General features: G+C 62.9%; 13 protein-coding genes. 4 read left to right on the top strand and 9 right to left on the bottom strand.

The features are described from left to right. Window positions 1–29: 29 nt before the first annotated feature. From REH59_RS11740 to REH59_RS11730, 3 genes are read right to left on the bottom strand one after another with little or no spacing between them, the layout of a single operon-like run. Window positions 30–1,085 carry a lipocalin-like domain-containing protein gene (locus REH59_RS11740; protein ID WP_014860005.1) on the bottom strand — a complete coding sequence of 352 codons (1,056 nt, stop codon included), beginning with the start codon at window positions 1,083–1,085 and terminating at the stop codon, window positions 30–32. Next, window positions 1,075–3,534, bottom strand: coding sequence for an ABC transporter permease (locus REH59_RS11735; protein ID WP_014860004.1), 2,460 nt, complete (start codon window positions 3,532–3,534; stop codon window positions 1,075–1,077). The genes REH59_RS11740 and REH59_RS11735 overlap by 11 nt, the downstream gene beginning before the upstream one ends. Further along, window positions 3,534–4,199, bottom strand: coding sequence for an ABC transporter ATP-binding protein (locus tag REH59_RS11730; RefSeq protein WP_320450572.1), 666 nt, complete (start codon window positions 4,197–4,199; stop codon window positions 3,534–3,536). The genes REH59_RS11735 and REH59_RS11730 overlap by 1 nt, the downstream gene beginning before the upstream one ends. Window positions 4,200–4,479: 280 nt before the next feature. Between REH59_RS11730 and REH59_RS11725 the strand changes: the two genes are divergently transcribed. After that, window positions 4,480–5,547 (top strand): aromatic ring-hydroxylating oxygenase subunit alpha, encoded by a 1,068-nt coding sequence (locus tag REH59_RS11725; protein ID WP_014860002.1) that lies wholly within the window; start codon window positions 4,480–4,482, stop codon window positions 5,545–5,547. 12 nt (window positions 5,548–5,559) lie between these two features. Beyond that, window positions 5,560–6,510, top strand: coding sequence for a PDR/VanB family oxidoreductase (locus tag REH59_RS11720; RefSeq protein ID WP_004576417.1), 951 nt, complete (start codon window positions 5,560–5,562; stop codon window positions 6,508–6,510). A gap of 6 nt (window positions 6,511–6,516) precedes the next feature. Here the strand turns inward: REH59_RS11720 and REH59_RS11715 are convergent, their stop codons facing one another. From REH59_RS11715 to REH59_RS11700, 4 genes are all read right to left on the bottom strand, one after another. Next, window positions 6,517–7,230, bottom strand: coding sequence for a GntR family transcriptional regulator (locus REH59_RS11715; protein ID WP_003256147.1), 714 nt, complete (start codon window positions 7,228–7,230; stop codon window positions 6,517–6,519). 129 nt (window positions 7,231–7,359) lie between these two features. Continuing rightward, window positions 7,360–8,729, bottom strand: a protein-coding gene (locus tag REH59_RS11710; protein WP_128573916.1) for an IS3 family transposase whose coding sequence is annotated in 2 segments (ribosomal slippage) — window positions 7,360–8,247 and window positions 8,250–8,729 — 1,368 coding nt in all. Because the reading frame shifts where the segments join, the coding sequence is not laid out codon by codon here. Window positions 8,730–9,096: 367 nt separating this feature from the next. Next, window positions 9,097–10,350, bottom strand: a complete 1,254-nt coding sequence (locus REH59_RS11705) for an OprD family porin (RefSeq protein ID WP_014859091.1) — start codon at window positions 10,348–10,350, stop codon at window positions 9,097–9,099. Window positions 10,351–10,452: 102 nt separating this feature from the next. After that, window positions 10,453–11,793 carry an MFS transporter gene (locus REH59_RS11700; RefSeq protein WP_014859092.1) on the bottom strand — a complete coding sequence of 447 codons (1,341 nt, stop codon included), beginning with the start codon at window positions 11,791–11,793 and terminating at the stop codon, window positions 10,453–10,455. Between the two features lie 561 nt (window positions 11,794–12,354). Here REH59_RS11700 and mrdA point away from each other — a divergent pair. Next, a complete protein-coding gene (gene mrdA / locus REH59_RS11695) occupies window positions 12,355–14,250 on the top strand; it encodes a penicillin-binding protein 2 (protein ID WP_003256152.1) in 1,896 nt (631 codons plus the stop codon). A 42-nt stretch (window positions 14,251–14,292) separates the two neighbouring features. On the opposite strand, the gene REH59_RS11690 is transcribed toward mrdA, so the two are convergent. Further along, the gene (locus tag REH59_RS11690) at window positions 14,293–14,919 is read right to left on the bottom strand and encodes a glutathione S-transferase family protein (protein ID WP_014859093.1); all 627 of its coding nucleotides are present in this window, start codon (window positions 14,917–14,919) and stop codon (window positions 14,293–14,295) included. Between the two features lie 281 nt (window positions 14,920–15,200). Here REH59_RS11690 and REH59_RS11685 point away from each other — a divergent pair, with 281 nt between their 5' ends. Beyond that, complete coding sequence (locus REH59_RS11685; RefSeq protein WP_003256154.1) at window positions 15,201–15,518, top strand: DUF2388 domain-containing protein; 318 nt, start codon at window positions 15,201–15,203, stop codon at window positions 15,516–15,518. Window positions 15,519–15,578: 60 nt separating this feature from the next. Here the strand turns inward: REH59_RS11685 and glcC are convergent, their stop codons facing one another. After that, on the bottom strand, window positions 15,579–16,343 hold the full coding sequence (gene glcC / locus REH59_RS11680; protein ID WP_003256156.1) for a transcriptional regulator GlcC: 765 nt from the start codon (window positions 16,341–16,343) through the stop codon (window positions 15,579–15,581). Window positions 16,344–16,469 lie beyond the last annotated feature (126 nt).

The following is a 16,469-nucleotide window of genomic DNA, read 5'->3' as shown; positions in this document are numbered from 1 at the left end:
CGCAACTGTCCTGCGCAAACGTTGTTGCACTAGTACCCGGTCATCTCCAGATACCCGCGCCCGCCCGCACTCCCGTTCAAGCGTACCGGCCCTTCCCAATACGGGAACCGTGTCTGCATCCACGCCTGCGGCTCCACGGCATCGACCTGCACATCCACGCCATGCTCCGGCACTTGCACCCGCCAACGCGTGGGCACCTGCTTGCCGTTTTTCTGCGCAGACCAGGCCAGGGCCTGCAGCTGGAACTGTGCCGCGTCCAGCGCCATCACCTCCCCGTGTGGCCCTACCCAGGTCCCGGCGCGATACGGTTCCCCGTGGGTCTCCCGAACCTGGAACAGCATCAGCTTGGCGCCACTGTCCAGGTGCAGGGAAAACCAGTCCCAGCCGGTCTGCCCGGGCGCCAGCGGCTGACTGCTCCATTCCCGGTCCAGCCAGGCCTGCCCGGTAACCGCGATGCACAGGCTGCCACGCTGGACCTGCCCCTGGACCTGGTAGAACGGCTGGCTGTAATAGTACGAAGCCTGGCCCTTGCCTGATTTTTCGCTGTAGCCCTGCTCACCATGCAGCACCAAGGGAAGATCGCTGTGCAACTGCAAGTCATAGCGAAAACCTTCGCCACTTGCGACCATCTGCAGGTCTTCAATGCCGCCCCGGCCCTGTAACATCCAGTCATTGATCCATGCGCGAAACGGCTGGGCCTGCGCGCCGGCCTGGCCGATCCCCCCTCGCGCCAGGGTTTCAGCAGCCTGATGGCCACCCGGCCCGGTCAGTGCTGCATGCCCCATCCAGAGGTTCGGGCTGTTCCAGCCGGTGGTCTCCGGGCCGGGGCGCAGGGCTGAGCGGAACAGTGTCCACTGGGCGCCCCAATCTCGGCCCTGGGCGTCCTTGAGGTTGGCGGTGACATACCACCACTCGATACGAAAGCCGTCGTGGGGACCGTGGTCATGCGGGAAGACCAGACGATGATCGCGGGTCACCTGGCTGAATTCGCCAGCCTGCTGCCCGAGCCCGGCATAGCTTTGCGGTGCTGGCTGATCACAGCCGCACAACAACCCGGTCAGCAACAGCCACGCATTAAGCTTCATCGGCCAGCGGCCTCAACAGTTCGCGCGGCTGGCGGCGCGCCAGCTGCCACAGCGGCCAGGCACAGGCGATCAGGCTGGTGAGCATGCCCAGCACGGTCAGCTGCAGCAGTTGCATGGGGAACACATACAGCGGTAAACGCCAGCCGAATGCCTGCACGTTCACCACCGCGACCAGACACCAGGCCAGCAGCAACCCAAGCGGGATTGCCAGCAGCACGGTGAAGCTGCTTAGCATGAGTGTCTGCCCCAGGCTCAGCCAGACCAGTTGCATGCGCCGCACCCCCAGCGCCCACAGCGGTGCCAACTGGCCCAGCCGGGCCTGGCCCAGGGTCAGCAGGTTGATGAACAACGCCACACCGGCCACGCCAAGGGTAAGGCTGTTGAGGGCTGCGGTGGCGGCAAAGGTGCGGTTGAAGACGTCGGTTGACCAGCGTTTCAGGCGCGCCTGCTCGACCACCCGGCTGTCATCCAGGGCAAAGTGCCGTTGCAGCGCGGCCTTGAGCGATGCCACCCCTTCAGCGCTCAGGTCGACACTCAAGCCGGCCAGGGTTGCCTGTGGCCAGTGGGCGCGCAACCAGTCGGCATTGACCAGTACATGCCCCTTGGGGTTGCCGTAATCGGCATAGATCCCCACCACGGGCATGGCTGACGTGCCTGCGGGCAGCTTCAGGCTGTCGCCCAGTTGCAGGTTCAATCGCCTGGCCAACTGCTCACTGAGCATCACGGCTTGTCCACTGGCCAGTCGCTGCCAGGCGCGCGAATGCTGTTCCAGTAATGGCCAGCGCGTTCGATAGGCGGGGTGATCGACAATGCCCTGCACTTGCACCGACCAACCTTGCAGCTGCATGTCTGCACGCCAGCCGGGCAGGACCACGCTGGCCACAGGTTGCTGCTTGAGCCACTCGACTATCTGCAAGCCTTGGGCCGTGTCCCGCGGGGTGACATACAGGTCGGCAGAGAGGCGCAGGTCAAGCCAACCGACAAACGTCTTGCGAAAACCCTCGGTCATGCTACCCACGCCAACACTGGCAGCCAGCGCCAGCAAGAGGGCGACCAACGCCAGGCTCAAGGCTGGCAGCTGCTGGCGGCTGTCAGCCACGAACCATTGCGCCAAGAGCCGGTGGCAACGACGCGCCAGCCACGCCAGTACCCGATCGAGCAAGGCCGGCAACAGCAGCGCCGCCGCCAGCAACAACCCTGCCAGCATGCCGAACGCGCTAAGCAGGCCAGCCCCGAAGACACCACAGCCCAAGGCCAGCAACAGCAGCAGGCCCGCTAGCAAAGCCTGCCGTTGCAACCATGGCCCCTGCGCCAGTCGCCAGGCCTGGGGTTGCGCCAGCGCCAGCAAAGGCAACCGGGCAGCACGCATTACACTCTCCAGCCCTGCCAGCAATGCCCCGAGTACACTTACCAGCACACCCAGCAGCCACCACCCCGCCGGCAGGCTCAATGTGCCGGCGACCTGGGCGCCATACAGACCACGCAGGCTGGCGGCCACGTCGGGCAACAGCCACGCGGCCAATGCGTAACCACTGGCCACCCCGGCCAGCCCGCCCACTGCCGCGAACAGGCCCAGCTCCAGCACCAGGGCACCCAGCAGGGTCTTCAGGCTGATGCCGCACGCGCGCAGGTTGCGGATCAGCCCACGGCGCTGCTCCAGCGCCAGACCGATCGCGGCGTGGGCGATGAACAAGCCGACAACGAACGCCAGCAGGCCGAGGGCGGTCAGGTTGAGGTGGAAACTGTCGGTGAGGCGCTGCAAGCCGCCATCGTCCTGCCGCGGCTGCAGTTCAAGGTGGCGGGCAATATCCGCAGGCAACGGCCCGGGCGTATCAGCCAGCAGCAGACGAGACAACTGCCCCGGTGCGTTCAGCAACGCCTGCGCGTGGCCGATGTCCACCACGATGACCCCGGGTGCCAACGCAGGCTGCAAAACCATAGGCGGCAGCAACTGCCCTTCACTGTCGCGGGTCGGCTGCCCAGGGCTGGTGTCCAGCTGACGCAAGGTGTCTGGCCCAACCCAGGCTTGCCCGGGCGTGCCGATGAACGCTTGCAGGTCGAATGCCTGCACCTGCACCCCGGCAATGCTGCCGGCAGGCGGCAGGCTCAACGGTTCGATGCCGATCAGCCGCACACTGCGTGCGGGCTCGCCCGGCAAGCGCAAGCGCCCTTCCAGTACCGGCGAAACAGCCCAGCCCTGCCTGCGCAGTTGCACGTACAACGCCTGATCGAAGCGCTCGCCATTGCGCGCGATCAGTTGCGCCTGCAACGGCCCGGTCAATACCGCGCTGGCCCGGGCATAGTCGCTGCGTGCCTGGCTGTTCAATGCCTGCACACCGGTCCACAGCGCCGTGGCCAGCCACAGGCCAGTGAAGATGCTGAAGCACTGCACACGATGGCGCCGCCAGTGGCTGAGCAGCGCCAACAGGGCCAGCGACAAAAGCTTCATCAGCCCTGCTCGGGCCGCACACGGCCGGCCTGCAGGTAGCAACGGCGCTGCAAACGCGCCGCCAGCCGCGGGCTGTGGGTCACCATCAGTACCCCGCTGCCGGCTTCGGCGACCAACTGCAACAACAAACTCAGCACCTCGTCACTGCTGGCCTCGTCAAGGCTGCCGGTCGGTTCGTCAGCCAACAGCCAGGCCGGGCGCCCGGCAAGCGCACGGCCGATGGCGACCCGCTGCTGCTGGCCGCCAGACAGTTGTTCCGGGTAACGCTCAAGCAGGTCCGCCAGGCCCAGGCGCTGCGCCAGGTAAGCCGCCCAATGCGGGTCATGCCGCCCGGCGAGGCGGGCCTGGAACGTAAGGTTCAGGCCCACGTCCAGGCTGCTGATCAGGTTGTACTGCTGAAACACCAGGCCGATCCCCTCCCGCCGCCACTGCGCCAGCGACGCTTCCGAACGGCCATCGAGCGGAACATCGTCGATCAGAATACGGCCGCTGTCCGCTCGGTCCAGGCCAGCCACCAGGTGCAGCAAAGTGCTCTTGCCGCTGCCCGACTCGCCCATCAGCGCCAGTCTGCTGCCCCGCGCCAGGCGCATGTCCACCCCCTGCAATATGGGGAGCGGGCCTTGGGGGGTGGGGAATGATTTGTAGAGTTGTTCGATGGCTAGCATCGAGTGGCCTTGATGGGTGGGGTGTCCCTTTAGGCATAGCAGGTTCGGCCAAGCCTGCTCCTGCACTGGCCGCTTTGATCGATCTCGCCGGTGCCTTCCTGTTCAGACGACGTGCTGCTGCGGCCGCCCCTTCGAATCTCAGGGCGCCCATCAATGGATCCACTAAAAACCGATAATCGCACAGAATTCGCATTCATCAAGCAAAATGCATTGACCATGCCCGCCAGTCGCAGCCTTAATGGATCCATTAAATAAAAACAAAACCCCCGGAGAGCCTCCCATGTACCCTAAAAACACCTGGTACGTCGCCTGCACCCCCGACGAAATCGCCACCAAACCCCTGGGCCGGCAGATCTGCGGGGAAAAAATCGTGTTCTACCGCGCCCGAGAGAACCAAGTCGCCGCCGTCGAGGACTTCTGCCCGCACCGCGGCGCACCGTTGTCGCTGGGCTATGTCGAGGACGGCAACCTGGTGTGCGGCTACCACGGCCTGGTGATGGGTTGCGACGGCAAGACCGTGTCGATGCCGGGCCAACGGGTGCGTGGCTTCCCCTGCAACAAGACCTTTGCGGCCGTCGAGCGCTATGGCTTCATCTGGGTCTGGCCCGGTGACCAGGCGCAGGCCGACCCGGCGCTGATTCCGCATCTGGAATGGGCGGTGAATGATGAGTGGGCCTACGGCGGCGGGCTGTTCCACATCGGTTGCGACTACCGCCTGATGATCGACAACCTCATGGACCTCACCCATGAAACCTATGTGCACGCGTCCAGCATCGGCCAGAAGGAGATCGACGAGGCACCGCCGGTCACCACCGTCACCGGCGACGAAGTGGTCACCGCCCGGCACATGGAAAACATCATGGCGCCGCCGTTCTGGCGCATGGCCTTGCGTGGCAACGGCCTGGCCGACGATGTACCGGTGGACCGCTGGCAGATCTGCCGTTTCACCCCACCTAGCCATGTGCTGATCGAAGTGGGTGTAGCGCATGCCGGCAAGGGCGGCTACCACGCCGAGGCACAGCACAAGGCATCGAGCATCGTCGTCGACTTCATCACCCCGGAAAGCGATACCTCGATCTGGTACTTCTGGGGCATGGCACGCAATTTCGCTGCGCACGACCAGACCCTGACCGACAACATTCGTGAGGGCCAGGGCAAGATTTTCAGCGAAGACCTGGAAATGCTCGAACGCCAGCAGCAGAACCTGCTGGCCCACCCCGAGCGCAACTTGCTGAAGCTGAACATCGATGCCGGCGGCGTGCAGTCACGCAAAGTGCTGGAGCGGATCATCGCCAAAGAGCGTGCGCCGCAGCCGCAACTGATCGCCACCAGCGCCACCCCTGCCTGAGGAACAGCCGACATGATCGATGCCGTAGTGGTATCCCGTAACGATGAAGCCCAGGGAATCTGCAGCTTCGAGCTGGCCGCGGCAGATGGCAGCCTGCTGCCGGCGTTCAGCGCCGGCGCCCATATCGACGTGCACCTGCCCGACGGGCTGGTGCGCCAGTATTCGCTGTGCAACCACCCCGAAGAACGCCATCGCTATCTGATAGGCGTGCTCAACGACCCGGCTTCGCGGGGCGGCTCACGTAGCCTGCACGAGCAGGTGCAGGCCGGTGCCCGGCTGCGTATCAGTGCGCCGCGCAACCTGTTCCCGCTGGCCGAGGGGGCGCAGCGCAGTGTGCTGTTTGCCGGCGGCATCGGCATTACCCCAATCCTGTGCATGGCCGAGCAGCTGTCCCACTGCGGCCAGGCCTTCGAGCTGCACTACTGTGCCCGCTCCAGCGAGCGGGCGGCGTTTGTCGAGCGGATTCGCAGCGCGCCGTTCGCTGATCGGCTGTTCGTGCATTTTGACGAGCAGCCGGAAACGGCGCTGGACATCGCCCAGGTGCTGGGCAACCCGCAAGCTGATGTGCACCTGTATGTATGCGGGCCAGGCGGGTTCATGCAGCATGTGCTGGACAGCGCGAAGGGCTTGGGCTGGCAGGAGGCCAACCTGCACCGCGAGTACTTCGCCGCAGCACCGGTGGATGCCAGCAACGATGGCAGTTTCTCGGTGCAGGTGGGCAGCACGGGCCAGGTGTTCGAGGTGCCAGCCGACCGGACCGTGGTGCAGGTGCTGGAAGAGAACGGTATCGAGATCGCCATGTCGTGCGAGCAGGGTATTTGCGGCACCTGCCTGACACGCGTGCTGCAGGGCACACCGGACCATCGCGATCTGTTTCTCACCGAAGAGGAACAAGCCCTGAACGATCAGTTCACGCCTTGCTGCTCGCGCTCGAAGACGCCGCTGCTGGTGCTGGATATCTGACCCGGCTTACGACGAGGGCAGGATGACTTTCATGCCCGCGTCCGCCGCTGCCCCGCCAAAGGTTTCGGCATAGCGCAAGGTGGCATTGGCGTGCTCGCGCATGATCGCTTCGGCGCGGGCACCCTGGCGGTTGACCAGGGCGTCGAACACGGCGTGGTGCTGCATATGGGCGAAGTTGAAGCGCCGGTACTCGCGAGCCAGGTCATGGCGGTCCACCGCCAGTGCGGTGACCGAGGCGAATGGCAGGTGGTCGTTGCGCGCCAGGGCAACGGCAATGGCCGGGTTGTGGCTGGCGTCGATGATCACCTGATGAAAGCGCATGTTCAGGTCGTGATAGACCTGCAAGTCGTCTTCGCTCACAAAGCCCTTGTCGAACAGCTGATCGCCGTCGACCAGGCACTGTTGCAGCGCAGCGCGTGCTTGCACCGACAAGCCACGTTCTGCAGCCTGACGCGCCGCCAACCCCTCCAGCACACCGCGCACCTCGACCGCACCCGCGATGTCATCGGCGCTGACCGAACGCACCTGAAACCCCCGGCCACCAAAGCGCACCAGCAGGCCTTCCTGTTCGAGGGTGCGAAATGCCATGCGCACCGGCATGCGTGAAACGCCGAACAGTTCGGCGGTTGGGACTTCCATCAAGCGCTCGCCGGCCGCCAGCTCGCCCGAAGCGATCATCTTGCGCAACGCAACCAGCACCATTTGACCGGGTTTGCTCATCCAGGCGACTTCCAAAGACATGAGCGGGCATCTTAGCGCAAGCCGTGGGGTTGCTGCTGACCTGTTGTAGGAGCGGGTTTACCCGCGAAGCAGGCAATGAGCTGCGCCCCAGATGTTGGACGGTCGGTGCTAGGCTACCTCAGCTTGAGTTCTGTAAGCCACAGGACTCAGGCCGTTGAGTTTCATTTTAATGCGGTCATGGTTGTAGTAGTGGATGTACTCATCCAGTCCCGCCTGTAGCTCTGCGACGCTTTTGAAGCGCTCACGGTAGAAGTATTCCGACTTCAGCGTGCCGAAAAAACTCTCCATCGCGGCGTTGTCCAGGCAGTTACCTTTGCGTGACATGCTTTGCTCAAGCCCTGCTTCCTTCACACGTGCACAGTAATCAGGGTATCGGTAGTGCCATCCTTGGTCCGAGTGCAGCAGTGGTTTGTTGCCCGCCGGAAGCAGTTGAATCGCGCGCTCCAGCATTTCGCCGACCAAGGTGAAGCGCGGTCTGGTGTCGGTGCGATACGTCACGATTTCGCCGTTGTACAGATCCATTACAGGCGAGAGGTACAGCTTTTCACCCGCCACTTTGAACTCAGTGACATCGGTAACCCACTTCTGGTTAGGCTGATCAGCCTGGAAATTACGCTTGAGAATGTTAGGCGCGGCTTCTCCCATCAGGCCCCGATACGCCTTGTACTTCTTCGGGCGGACCGTGCACTTGAGGTCTAGAGCAGCCATCAGCCGGCGCACCTTTTTACTGTTAACCAACTGCCCAGAACTGCGCAGCGCAGAGGTAACCCGCCGATAACCATAACGACCGCGATGTCGGTCGCAGATCTCCTGGATCGAGATTTTGAGAGAGGCACACTTATCCCCGGCCTCAAGCAGCCCTAGCTGGTAATAGTAAGTACTGCGTGGCAGGCCGGCAGCCTTGAGCAGATCGGCAAACGGGTAGTGTTCGCGCAAAGCCCTTACTAGCCGGGTTTTTTCCTGGCTTTCTTCAGCCTCGCCTTCTCCTCGTCGAGCTCCTCGAGCTTTTTTAGGTAGGCGTTCTCCGCTTCAAGCTGGCGAAGTCTCTTGAGCAGCTCCGCATGGGTAAGCTCCTCGATAGGTTTGGGAGCGGTCTCTTCGGGCTTGCGCGGGGCTTTAGGCATAGGGGTGACCAATATCTTTTTGCTTGAGGACAGGGCCTGGAAGCCGCCACTGTAATACTGTTCCTCCCAGCGCCGCACCTGAGATGAGTTACCCAGGTTGAACAACGCTGCGGTGGCCCGGAGCGACAGCTTCTCGCGCCACATACGGTAGAGCACAGAAAGCTTGAACTCACTGCTGTAATGACCGCCAGGCTTCTCGAAGCTGGCCTCACCATGTAACTGATAGGACATGACCCAACGGCGCAGCAAAGTCGGATCGATTTGAAACAGCGCCGCGATGTGGCGAAAGCCTCGGCCACGCTTGAGGAAAGCCTGGATGGCTGACTGCTTGAATTGTGTTGAGTACTTGCTCATAAAAACCCCAGATGATGGACAGATGTCCAACATCTGGGGCGCAGCTCACAACACGGAACATGGCACCGGCGTTGCCGGTGTTCGCGGGTGAACCCGCTCCTACGGGCAGAGCGCGCGCCAAGAAACCAACCTGGCGCAAGACATGCGCCGTAAATGTAGGAGCGGGTTTACCCGCGAAGCAGGCAACGCGGAACATGGCACCGGCTTTGCCGGTGTTCGCGGGTGAACCCGCTCCTACGGGGGGCGCGCGCCAAGAAACCAACCGGGCGCAAGACATGCGCCGTAAATGTAGGAGCGGGTTTACCCGCGAAGCAGGCAACACGGAACATGGCACCGGCTGCGCCGGTGTTCGCGGCTGAACCCGTTCCTACAAGGTCAGCGGGTAGCTGACGATCAGTCGCGTCTGGTCGAAATCGCTGTTGAAGCTGCGCCGGTTGGTCGCGTTGTTCAGCCGGATGTTGAGGTTCTTCAAAGCCCCACTCTGGAAGGTGTAGTTCACCTCGGTATCGCGCTCCCACTCCTTGCCATTGCTGCCCGCCGCCGTGGTGGCGTTCTCGCCATGCCCGTACCGCACCATGGCCAGCAGCCCTGGCACACCGAGCGCGGCAAAGTTGTAGTCGTAACGCACTTGCCACGAACGCTCGTCAGCATTGCTGAAGTTGCCGTTGAACATGTCGTTGCCCAAGGTTCGCCCACTGCTGCCGTACACCGACATCCACTGGCTGTCACCACTGACCTTCTGCAACCCCAGGTACAGCGTGTGCCCACTGTACGAAGCTGACAACAAGGCGTAGCCGGTGCGGCTCTGGATGTCGCCGATGCGCGCCTGTCCGTCATCCCGGTCGATGAAGTAGCCAAGGTTGGCCCCCAACGTCCACTCCCCTACCCGCTGACTGTGCAGCAGGTTGAAGTAGCTTTGCTGGTAGATGTCCTCCAACTGCGAGTGCCAGGCGCCGATCAGTGTTCGCTGCTGGTTGAAGCGGTACTCGGCGCCGGCGTAGTTGAAGCCGTCCGAGGTGACCCCGGGCGCGGCCCAGGCAGACAGGTCCTGCATGTCCGAAGAGTGGCGCAGGCTCACCTCGCGGTACTGGCCGGCCTGCAGGCTCAGGCCTTCGATTTCCCGCGAGTCGAGCATGGCACCACGGAAGGTCTGCGGCAGCAGGCGGCCATCGTCGTAACGCAGCAGTGGAATATCCGGCAACAACTCCCCGACCTTCAGCTCGGTCGCGGACATACGCAGCTTCGCCGCCAGCCCGGCTCGACCGTAGTCGTCGGCCGCCCGCCCGTCATCGTGCACCGGCAACAGTTCTGAGCCGCTGGTACCGCCGCCGCTGTCCAGCTTCACGCCGAACAGGGCGATACCGTCCAGGCCAAAACCGATCAGCCCCGGGGTGTAGCCAGAGCTGAACTTGAAGATGAAACCCTGGGCCCATTCTTCAACCTTGCCCTTGGCGGCCCCCGGGTCGCGGAAATCCCGGTTGAAGTAGTAGTTGCGCAGTGTCAGCCCACCCTTGGCATCTTCAAAGAAGCCCCCCTCTTGCGCCCAGGCCGGCAAACCAAGGCCAAACGCCAGCGAAACTGCCAGGGCCGAACGGGCCAGCGTGCAAGTTGTGTCCATCATTATTATTGTTCTCCGCGTTCAATAGGCGCAGCAGACCACCCCAGGCCAGCATGACCCGGAGCAGTAAGTTGCATTCAGATACCCGGCAAGGCCGGGTTGCACTCAGTGACTCAGTGCATCAGCAGGCAAGGCGGACGCAGGCTTGGTCGTTGGGCGCAACAGCAGCAGGCAACCCGCGGCAAGCACGAACACGCTGGCAAACACGCCATACAGATGCAGGGGTTGCCAGCCACCATCGAGCAGCACGCCAGCCACGGTCGGCGACAGGATCGCGCCCATGCGGCCGATGCCGATCCCCCAACCCACACCGGTGGCGCGTACCGATGCGTCATAGACCACCGGCGACAAGGCATACAGCCCCGCCACGCAGCCGTTGGAAAACAGCCCGATCAGCAGGCCCAACGCCAGCGCCGCAGTGACCGAGGCGCCATTGGCCACGAACAGCACCAGCAGCGCGGCGGTAATGAGCATGAACAACGCCAGCACGCGCGTCAGTGGCCAGCGCGAAGCCAGGCCGCCGATCAGCGCCGCGCCAAGGATGCCGCCCACGCTCAACAGCACCCCGCCGGTGATGCCTTGCTGGGCCGACAAGCCGGCGGCCACCAACAGTTTCGGCGTCCAGCTCATGACGAAGTAGAAGCCGAACATGACCAGGAAGAACAGCAACCAGATCACCAGCGTGGTGCGGCGCATGGCCGGCGCCAGCAGCTGCTTGAAACCGCTGCTGGCACCTTCTGCCCGTGCGGCAACAGCCGGCAGTTGCGCCAATGCCGGCTGGCCGAGGCGCACGGCCAGGCGGTTGACCCGGGCCAGCGCATTGGCCGGCCGGCGTGCCAGCAGAAAGTCCAGCGACTCTGGCAACCACAGCAGTACCAGCGGGATCACCAGTACGGTGACGATGCCGCCAAACAGAAATACCGAGCGCCAGCCCCAATGCCCCAGCAGCCATACCGCCAGCAAACCGCCCAGGGTCGCACCCAGCGCATAGCCAGTGGACTGCAGGCTCACCGCCAAGCCGCGCCAGCGTTTGCTGGCATATTCACTGGCAATCACATTGCTGCTGGCCAGGATGCCACCGATGCCCAGCCCGGTCAGGCCACGCAGCAGCGCCAGTTGCAACGGGCTCTGGCTCAGTGCCGAGAGCAGCATGCCGATACCGGACAGCGCCAGGCACAACAGGATCAGCGGGCGTCGGCCAAAGCGGTCAGCCCACGGCGCGATGAACAATGACCCGGCCGCCATACCGAACAAGCCGGCACTGAGCAGAAGCCCAACCTGCGCCCCATTCAGGTTCCACTCGGCAGACACCGAGGCGGCGGTGAAGGCCATGACCAGCACGTCAAAGCCATCGATCATGTTGAGGATGATGCAAATACCAATGGCCAGGCACTGAAAGCGCCCCATCGGGTCGTTGTCCAGACGTTGCTTGAGATCGGTATTCATGGGGTCACCTGCCGGCCAGGCTTGGCCACAGGCGAGAGGAACGATGCGCACGCGCAGGCGCAACGGGAGGAACCTTGACGGTTCAGTGCCGCTGGATAGCCATTCATGACTGGACCCTTTTTGTAATTGTTATCGCATACGGCAGGAGGGCTCCGGCCGTTGTCAGGCGCTAATCAACCAGATAATGGATCCACAGACAACGTTACGAAAGCACTGCCTATCAATCAGGCGCGACCAACCTCAGCTCTTCGTTAGGCAAATTCATATTTTTTATTATTAAATTCAATAGTTTATAAATTTACAACCAAAGAAACTTGATGTTCGATTAACGAACACAATCGAATTATGGATCCACAAACCATCAAAAATCACCCTTTGACTCACCACCATGACTACGCAATGAACAAATCTTCATGTTCCCCCTCAGCGCCCTGATCATGGGGCGCACAGCCGATGCCAGCCAGCCGGCAGCCGGGACTCGCCTTGAGGGTGCGGTACGGGTTGCGTAGCATCCGCGGCCCGATCGCGCGCGTATTGCCACCCCTCAGGATCGATTCACAGATGCCGCAACCCATCCCGTTAAAGGACCACGAAAAGGAAAAACACCTGGTCAACCGTCGGCTTCTGGCCTGCGCTGCCATGGTGTTCAGCCTGTGTGCTGTCCTGGTGGGCCGGCTCTATGTGCTGCAAGTGCTGCAGCACGACCAACAAACGGCCGTGTCGGAAAACAACCGCGTGCACGTGCTGCCCATCGCCCCCGAACGCGGGCTGATCTATGACCGCAACGGCGTGGTACTGGCCGACAACAAGCCCAGCTTCGACCTGACCATGACCCGCGAGCGATCAGGCGGCGACTCGGCCAAGGTGCTCGACACCCTGACGCAGGTGCTGGGCCTGACCGAAGACGACCGTAAGCAGTTCGACAAGGACCTGCGCCGTGGCCGCAAACCGTTCGAGCCCGTAACCCTTATGGTGGGCCTGAGCGAGGAGCAGATCGCCCTGGTAGCGGTGAACCAGTTCCGCCTGCCGGGCCTGGAGGTGGAGCCGCAGTTCATCCGCGAGTACCCACTGGCCGGGCATTTCGCGCATTCAGTGGGCTATGTGGGACGCATCAACGAGAAAGAAGCCAAGACGCTCGACAGCACGGAGTACCGCGGCACCCAATCGATTGGCAAGACCGGCATCGAGCGCTTTTACGAAAGCCAGCTGCATGGCCATGTGGGCTACGAAGAGGTCGAGACCAACGCTCAGGGGCGGGTGATGCGCGTGCTCAACCACAAGGACCCGACCCCTGGGCAGGATATAGTCCTCACCCTGGACGCCCATTTGCAGATAGCCGCAGAAAAAGCGCTGGGTGACCGCCGTGGCTCGGTGGTGGTATTGGACCCGGCCAATGGTGACGTACTGGCGATGGTCAGCAACCCCAGCTTCGACCCCAACCTGTTCGTCAAGGGCATCAGCTTCAAGCAGTATGCCGCGCTGCGCGACTCCATCGACCGCCCACTGTTCAACCGCGTCCTGCGCGGCCTGTATGCGCCTGGCTCGACCGTGAAGCCTGAAGTGGCCATCGCTGGCCTCGACAGCGGGGTGATCACCCCTGGCAGCCGGGTGTTCGACCCGGGCTACTACGAACTGCCCAACTATGACCACAAGTACCGCAACTGGAACCGCAGCGGCGACGGCTGGGTGGACATGTACACCGCCATCATGCGCTCCAACGACACCTACTTCTACGACCTGGCGCACAAGCTGGGTATCGACCGCCTGCACGACTACATGGCCGAGTTCGGCCTGGGCCAGAAGGTGTCGCTGGACATGTTCGAGGAAGCCTCCGGGCTGATGCCCTCGGCCGAGTGGAAGCGCGCCACACGACGCCAGGCCTGGTTCCCGGGCGAGACGCTGATCCTTGGCATTGGCCAGGGTTACATGCAGGTCACCCCCCTGCAGCTGGCCCAGGCCACCAGCCTGCTGGCAAGCAAGGGCGTGTGGCACCGCCCGCACCTGGCCATGACCGTGGGTGGCGATACACCGATCGACCCAAACCCCATGCCCGACATCGTGCTGCACGACAAGCATGCCTGGGACCAGGTCAGCCAGGGCATGCAGATGGTCATGCACGACCCGCGCGGTATTGCCCGCGCCGCAGCAGCAGGCGCGCAGTATCGGATCGCCGGCAAGAGTGGTACCGCGCAGGTGGTGGCGATCAAACAGGGTGAGCGTTACAACCGCAACAAGACCCTGGAGCGCCACCGCGACAACGCCCTGTTTGTCGGCTTTGCTCCGGCTGAGCACCCCAGTGTGGTGGTGGCGGTAATGATCGAGAACGGTGAGGCTGGAGGCCGGGTCGCAGGGCCGGTGGTGCGGGAGGTGATGGATGCTTATCTGCTGGATGAGCAAGGGCACCTGAAGCCGGAGTATGCGGGCGGCGCACCCACTCGGGGTGTGCCACACACATGATTTGGCGTAGCCGCTGTGCAGGCGGCTTTAGTCGCGAATGAGTCAGGATGCCGTGCGCGGCATCAGCTCATACGGGTGTTTCCACCCCGGCAGCGCCTGGATCCGGGCTTTCCAGGCCTCGATGTGCGTGAACGTTGCCAACGGGATACCGGTGTCTTCTGGCATGAACACATACCCCGCCAACGACAGGTCGGCAATGGTCAACCGGCCACCGACCATGAATGGCGTCTTCGCCAGGTGAGCATCGACAATACGGTAAGCCGCCGTGGCACGCTCGCGCAGGAACCGCGTGACATCGGTTTCGCCGGTGTTCTTCAGGCAGAACAGAAAGCGCAGCGCAGCGTAATAGCTGGTGAACTTATGGTTGTCGAACAGCATCCAGCGCCAGATCTCACGCTTTTCATCTTCATCACGGGGCCCGAACTGGCCGGTCTGTTCGGCAAGGTATTCCAGAATCAGCGCAGACTGGGTGAAGCGCTTGCCAGCATGCTCCATCACCGGCACCTCGCCCTGCTCGTTCACCTCATCGCGCCAGGTTTGCTCACGCGTCTGGCCATGGAAGAAGTCGACGAACACCGGCTGCCAGTTCTGGCCGGTGAGTTCAAGCATGAGCGCAGCCTTGTAGGCGTTACCGGATTCGGCGAAGCAATGCAGCCTGTAGTCGGACATGGGCGAACCTTCAGTTTCCTTTGAATGATCGGCAGGGCGCTCTGCGGGTTTGCCCGCGAAGCCCCTCCACCCAAGCAAATCACGCGCGTCCCGACGCGGTCAATCCATGACGCGCTCCGTCGACACCTTGAGAACCGTGCGTTCAGCCATATCGTCAGCGGCAGGTTCACCTTCATCCCCGCCACGCTCCTGCCAGCAGAAGGGAACTACCCGAACGCCTCAACCGTCTTAGACACTGAGTGGTTTATTTCCCTGTGCTTCACGTTACTGGAGAACACGACATGCGCCACCTACTGCTCGCCCCTGCGCTGCTGCTCCTGATGCCTGCCGGTGCTGCCCTGGCCCGCGTCGATGCGGGCGACGTCGCCACCTCGGCCGGTATTTCCGCTTCGCTGTATTCGACCTTCAAGGATGACAAACGGATCATCCCGGCCCGTGACGAACTTTCAGCGTTCGTCGCCAGCGGCGGTGCCATCCGCGGCGCCTATGTGGAGTCGGCGCTTGAACAGGCCCGCAAGGACCATCCTGGGCTGCAGGCCAACGATGAAGAACTGGCCCGGGCCATCTTGTCGCAAGATGACCCCGTGGCTGACCATTGAGTAAACCTGTACCGGCCCTTTCGCGGCGGTTCGACGCGAGAGGGCCGGTACAGGGCCGCTTCACCCCCAGCCATCCATACGCATGGTCGCCCTGACCAGGCGCTGTTCTTCCTGCTCGATCTCCCGCAAACTGTCGCGTATGCCGTTGATATGCTCACGCGCCGCCCGCTGCGCCTGCTCGGGCAGTTGCTCCATGACTGCGCGGTACAACCGCGCATGCTGCCGATCAATCTGGCGTTTCTGCGCTGGCCGGCAGTACAAGTTGTTGACCGACGCAAACACCGTGCTCAACGTCAGGTCACTGAGCGATTGCAGGGTATGCACCAGCACCGGGTTATGCGACGCCTCACTGATCGCCCGGTGAAAGGCATGGTCACGGCGGGCATGCTCACGGGCATCGAGCGCCTGCGCAGCCTCGTGCGCAGCCAGCATTTCTTCGTAGCGCCGGCGGATCAGCAGGCGGTCGACGTCGGTAGCCCGCAACGCTGCCAGCCGCGCCGACTCAGCCTCCAGCAACGCCCTGACCTCCAGCAGGTCGAACAGCGTGCGCGGTTGCGAACTGAACAGGTGCATCAAAGGCGTAGCACCCGCCTGCCCGGTGAGATCGGCGACGAACGAACCCCGCCCCTGTTCAGTGTCGATGATGCCGCGCCCACGCAGAATGCGCAGGCCCTCGCGCAAGGCCGAACGTGAACAGCCGAGCTTTTCCACCAGCCGCCGCTCCGACGGCAGCGCCTGGCCCACCTTGAGCACGCCTTCGACGATAAGCCGCTCGACCCGTTCGGCCACCTGGTCGGCAACCTTGGCCTTGCCTTCAGTACCCACTGCGCACACCCCTGCTGGTAGGACCACTTTGACTTATAGCGCCAATCTAGCCAGACAGAACCGTGAATAAACAGTACTGCCCGAAGAAACTGGTAGGACCAGTCAACATCTCACTCGACCCCAAAC

The sequence above is a fragment of the Pseudomonas sp. BO3-4 genome, assembly GCF_034044115.1.
Lineage (GTDB): Bacteria > Pseudomonadota > Gammaproteobacteria > Pseudomonadales > Pseudomonadaceae > Aquipseudomonas > Aquipseudomonas alloputida.
The sequence above is the reverse complement of the archived record's forward strand: the minus strand, read 5'-3'. Positions and strand labels throughout refer to the sequence as shown.

Excerpts from the sequence above, each read along its gene's own strand:
- REH59_RS11740 (WP_014860005.1), bottom strand. The coding sequence starts at position 1,085 with ATGAAGCTTAATGCGTGGCTGTTGCTGACCGGGTTGTTGTGCGGCTGT.
- REH59_RS11735 (WP_014860004.1), bottom strand. The coding sequence starts at position 3,534 with ATGAAGCTTTTGTCGCTGGCCCTGTTGGCGCTGCTCAGCCACTGGCGG.
- REH59_RS11730 (WP_320450572.1), bottom strand. The coding sequence starts at position 4,199 with ATGCTAGCCATCGAACAACTCTACAAATCATTCCCCACCCCCCAAGGC.
- REH59_RS11725 (WP_014860002.1), top strand. The coding sequence starts at position 4,480 with ATGTACCCTAAAAACACCTGGTACGTCGCCTGCACCCCCGACGAAATC.
- REH59_RS11720 (WP_004576417.1), top strand. The coding sequence starts at position 5,560 with ATGATCGATGCCGTAGTGGTATCCCGTAACGATGAAGCCCAGGGAATC.
- REH59_RS11715 (WP_003256147.1), bottom strand. The coding sequence starts at position 7,230 with ATGAGCAAACCCGGTCAAATGGTGCTGGTTGCGTTGCGCAAGATGATC.
- REH59_RS11705 (WP_014859091.1), bottom strand. The coding sequence starts at position 10,350 with ATGATGGACACAACTTGCACGCTGGCCCGTTCGGCCCTGGCAGTTTCG.
- REH59_RS11700 (WP_014859092.1), bottom strand. The coding sequence starts at position 11,793 with ATGAATACCGATCTCAAGCAACGTCTGGACAACGACCCGATGGGGCGC.
- mrdA (WP_003256152.1), top strand. The coding sequence starts at position 12,355 with ATGCCGCAACCCATCCCGTTAAAGGACCACGAAAAGGAAAAACACCTG.
- REH59_RS11690 (WP_014859093.1), bottom strand. The coding sequence starts at position 14,919 with ATGTCCGACTACAGGCTGCATTGCTTCGCCGAATCCGGTAACGCCTAC.
- REH59_RS11685 (WP_003256154.1), top strand. The coding sequence starts at position 15,201 with ATGCGCCACCTACTGCTCGCCCCTGCGCTGCTGCTCCTGATGCCTGCC.